The organism is Curtobacterium sp. P97 (assembly GCF_023712445.1).
Classification (GTDB): Bacteria; Actinomycetota; Actinomycetes; order Actinomycetales; family Microbacteriaceae; genus Curtobacterium.
Genome location: NZ_JAMAYF010000214.1, coordinates 1 through 395, shown reverse-complemented (window position 1 = coordinate 395; position 395 = coordinate 1). Strand labels below are relative to the sequence as shown.

Below are 395 nucleotides of genomic sequence, written 5' to 3'. Positions count from 1 at the left end.
ATGGAGCTGGGCGCCCTGGTCTGCACGGCCCGCACGCCCCGCTGCGGCGCGTGCCCGGTGCGCGACGCGTGCGCCTGGCGGCTGGCGGGCTCCCCCGCGCACGACGGTCCGCCGCGGAAGGTGCAGGGGTTCGCCGGCACCGACCGGCAGGTGCGCGGGCTGTTGCTCGACGTGCTGCGCGGCACCCCCGGCCCGGTCGAGCAGCCCGAGCTCGACGCCGTCTGGGACGACGCGGCGCAGCGCGGCCGCTGCCTGGACTCGCTGCTGTTCGCCGGCCTGGTCGTGCAGACCGACGACGGCCGGTTCGCCCTCCCCGGCTGATTCGCTGCCGGAGTCGACGGGGTCGCACACGACGGAGGCCCGCCACCCGCGGTGCGGGTGACGGGCCTCCGGTG

1 pseudogene is annotated in these 395 nt (G+C 78.2%); it reads left to right on the top strand.

What is annotated here, in order from left to right:
• Positions 1–321, top strand: a pseudogene (locus tag M3677_RS17715) (A/G-specific adenine glycosylase); the annotation flags it as partial.
• Between the last annotated feature and the right edge of the window lie 74 nt (positions 322–395).